This is a genomic window from Bacillota bacterium, assembly GCA_012518215.1.
Lineage (GTDB): Bacteria > Bacillota > Dethiobacteria > DTU022 > PWGO01 > JAAYSV01.
This window is the reverse complement of record JAAYSV010000045.1, coordinates 1-3,491: the sequence shown is the minus strand read 5'-3', so window position 1 is coordinate 3,491 and position 3,491 is coordinate 1. Positions and strand designations below refer to the sequence as shown.

At 46.7% G+C, this 3,491-nt stretch carries 5 protein-coding genes; all 5 read right to left on the bottom strand.

Annotated elements, in window-relative coordinates; genetic code table 11:
* Window positions 1–275, bottom strand: a 275-nt coding sequence (locus GX364_07065; GenBank protein NLI70605.1) for an AAA family ATPase, incomplete at its 3' end; no start/stop codon positions are given.
* Between the two features lie 19 nt (window positions 276–294).
* Complete coding sequence (gene ruvA, locus GX364_07060) at window positions 295–900, bottom strand: Holliday junction branch migration protein RuvA (GenBank protein ID NLI70604.1); 606 nt, start codon at window positions 898–900, stop codon at window positions 295–297.
* The gene (ruvC, locus tag GX364_07055) at window positions 893–1,405 is read right to left on the bottom strand and encodes a crossover junction endodeoxyribonuclease RuvC (GenBank protein NLI70603.1); all 513 of its coding nucleotides are present in this window, start codon (window positions 1,403–1,405) and stop codon (window positions 893–895) included. Before ruvC ends, ruvA begins: the two co-directional genes overlap by 8 nt.
* A gap of 167 nt (window positions 1,406–1,572) precedes the next feature.
* The gene (locus tag GX364_07050; GenBank protein ID NLI70602.1) at window positions 1,573–2,145 is read right to left on the bottom strand and encodes a hypothetical protein; all 573 of its coding nucleotides are present in this window, start codon (window positions 2,143–2,145) and stop codon (window positions 1,573–1,575) included.
* 95 nt (window positions 2,146–2,240) lie between these two features.
* A partial coding sequence (locus GX364_07045) for a hypothetical protein (protein NLI70601.1) occupies window positions 2,241–3,491 on the bottom strand: 1,251 nt, incomplete at its 5' end.

Sequence of the window (3,491 nt, the reverse complement as noted above, 5' to 3'; positions counted from 1 at the left end):
CCCGGTCTTTCCAGTGCCGGCCCCGAAGTGACCTTGATATTCACACCCATTTCATGTGATATGATATGCGACAGGGTGGTTTTACCCAGTCCGGGGGGGCCATAAAGCAAAACATGGTCCAGGGACTCCTTTCTACCCCGTGCCGCCTGTATGTAAATATCCAATTTCTCTTTGATCTTCTTCTGCCCGATAAATTCATCCAGCGTCCGGGGCCTTATACTATGCTGAAAGGTATCCTCTTCCTGTATCTTTGATGAAACGATTCTTTCTTTCAAACTGTTTACCCCCTACATTTCAACGAGAAGCCAGCTTCTTCAATGCCAGTTTGACCAGATCTTCGGTAGAAGGAGTTTCCTCCTCTGCAAGTACAAGATTCAGAACCGGTAACAATTCGCTGCGTGAATAGCCTAGATTGCTGAGAGCCCTGAGCGCCTCCTCCCTGGGACCGGGTTTTGAAATTCCGGAAGTTTCCCAGGCTGCTGGAAGGGCAACCAACTCCTGCATCTTCTCTCTCAATTCCAGAATCAGGCGTTGCGCCAGTTTTTTCCCTATTCCCGGGACTATGCAGAGCGTTTCTATATCGCTCTCCAGGATGGCCCCGTAAAAATCTCGGGCGGGTAGTGTTCCCAGCACGGAGAGTCCAAGGCGGGGGCCAAACCCGGGAACACTTGTGATCAGGTCAAAAAGGATCCGTTCCTCGGAAGTGGAAAAACCGTAAAGGTTTACCCCATCTTCCCTGATTATCAGCCGGGTGAAAAGATGAAGTTCCGTTCCGGGTTGCCAGCTATTATTTTCAAAATAAGAGAGGGGAACATCGATCTTTACCCCCACGCCGCCAACACCCACGGTAATCCAACCCGGTTCTTTTTCCGTGATTACCCCTTTTATGTAGTCAATCATTTCCGGATCTTCCTTTCAACAGCTCCGTCCACCTGCTCTGCTGAAGATGACACAGGCAGACAGCCAGGGCATCCGATTCATCGTCGTGGCGGAATTTATGCTCGATAATATTCAAGTGAATTTTGACCATTTTCTGAACCTGATCTTTTGTGGCCCGCCCATAACCTGTCACCATCTGTTTGATCTGAAGCGGCGTGTATTCAAATACTTCAAGTTTGTAGAATGCTGCGGCAAGCAATATAACTCCCCTTGCCTCACCGACCTTGATGGCCGTGGTAACATTTTTATTGAAAAATATTTTTTCCAGGACCAGGGCACGGGGTTGGTAAGTATTGATAATTTCGTCAACGGATGTATGGATAATTTCCAATCGTTCCGGTACATCCATATTCTTGTCCGTGGAAATACAACCGGAATCAATGCGATTGTATTCCCCCTGGCCCGTTTTTTCAACGACACCGTAACCTACAAGAGCCAGTCCTGGATCGATACCTACAAGGCGCATGTTTTTTCTCCTCATCCGGTTACATCTATGTTTTTTTATTCTTTAAATCCCCGGTTGATTCCTTCCCGTACAAAAAAATAAGCCGGATAATGGTACATCCGCTTGGTTGCTGATCAAGCAAAGAAAAAAAACCAGCGCCCGATCGTTGTCGAAAACGAATCGGCGCCTTACGACGAAAAGTCTTCCAGCAATTCGATCATCTCTTCGTTGCTGTGGAATATAACGCCATCATCGAGGATTTCCCTGTTGATGTCTTTTACTTCAATTTCCAGGTCCTCGATCAACACTCCCCTGGGGGGGATTCCCCTGAACTTGGCAATTTTTCCATCATGATTCCCCAGGTAGTAATGCCCATGGCAATCGGGGCAGAGTTCACCAACAAAAGTAAATATTTTCTGCCCATCAAATTCTGCAAAATACCATCCTTCCGGAAGAACAAGATCCACTGTGTCCCCCTCCCCCGCCGATGCTGCAGAGTTCAGGTTCATCGCAGCAGATATCTCGGGTGGCAATGTGGACACGTATTCCGTTCTATTATGTTGGCAGACGGTAAAGATGTATTGCAAGCCGACAAGTTTGTTCTCTTCAGTTGTTTCGGATATTTCTCCCCTACCCTTCCACGGGATATATTTTTCATATACGCCTTCACCGAAAATGACCAGAATACCCCCTGCTATCATCAATACTGCCACCATGACAACGATGTAAACATGCTTTCTGGACCCCACATCTTTTTTCAAAATAATATCTCCTTTTCGAAAACATCGATCATCCCTATTCTGCCCCCAAAAGGGGAATTTCTATACTTGTTTTTCCAGAAATGGTCTATTTCTCGCTATTCTTTCATTTTTTCAGCCAGATCGGCAGCAGTGTCTTTCAGATTGCGGGCCAGTTCACTCAGCTCCTGAACGGAAGCTGATTGTTGTTGCGCTGTTGCTGCCATGTTTTCACTGTTAGCTTCCAGCGCTTCTCCCATGGTAGCCAGGTCCACGATCTGTGCACTTACAGTTTCGATGGCGGCAATAATTTCCTTTAAATTATCGGCTGTTTTTTCTATTACCACCGAGCTTTCCTTGATCTGTTTCACGCCATGGGAAATCTCTTTCATGGTGGCACTGGATTCCAGCTCGTTTTCTTCCACTATTGCGGAAATATTGCTGGCAGAAAGTGCAGTCTGTTCCGACAATTTTCTGACCTCATCAGCAACCACGGCAAAACCCTGTCCATAGCTACCCGCTCTTGCAGCTTCGATAGCCGCATTCAATGCAAGAAGGTTGGTCTGGCTGGAAATTTCATTGATGGAGGTTACCATTTTGCCTATTTCCATCGTTTTCTTGATTACCCCTTCAACCGAACTCAATACCCCTTCAATAACTTTCCCGATTACGTCAATCTGTTTGTGAGTATTTTCTACTTCTTCACGCCCCACGGAAGCCTTCTCGTTCACCGTTTGACTTGACTCGGCCATCCTGTTGGACCTCATCGACAACTCCTGAACACTGGTTGCAAACTCGTTGGCTGTGGAAGCGATTTCCTGTACCGAAGCATTGATACTTTCTGCAGAACTGAACAGGTCTTCACTGGCATCCGAAACCTTTTCCGCTGCCTCCTGGGAACTCTGGACCATATTTTCGGCTTTCAATCTTAACTTTTTGGCTTCTTCCTCGGATGAAATTATCAAATTGATCAGGTTGTAACCCTTCACCGCGGTAACGATGGCACATCCTATCACCAGAACGAAGGTCAACGGATTCCCGACCAGGTCAGCCAACCCCATTCCTACAAGTCCAGGTCCGGGAACATACAGTATCAGTACCAGGTTGATGGTGAAGCAGATTATACCCCCGATGATCATGATGGGCAAGTTGTAATACATGATTCCGGCAACAACGATCGCCAGCCACAATGGGGTCAAAAAGACCGCTTTCTGTATCAGTACGACAATTACAACCACGGCTGCAACAATGGTAACCATCAGCAAATATTTTATGAAGCCTTCGGCCGGGTAATATATCCAGATCACGGTAGCAATGACAAACAACACAAATACTATACCCATGGCCATGAGGATCGTGTTCAAAGAAGT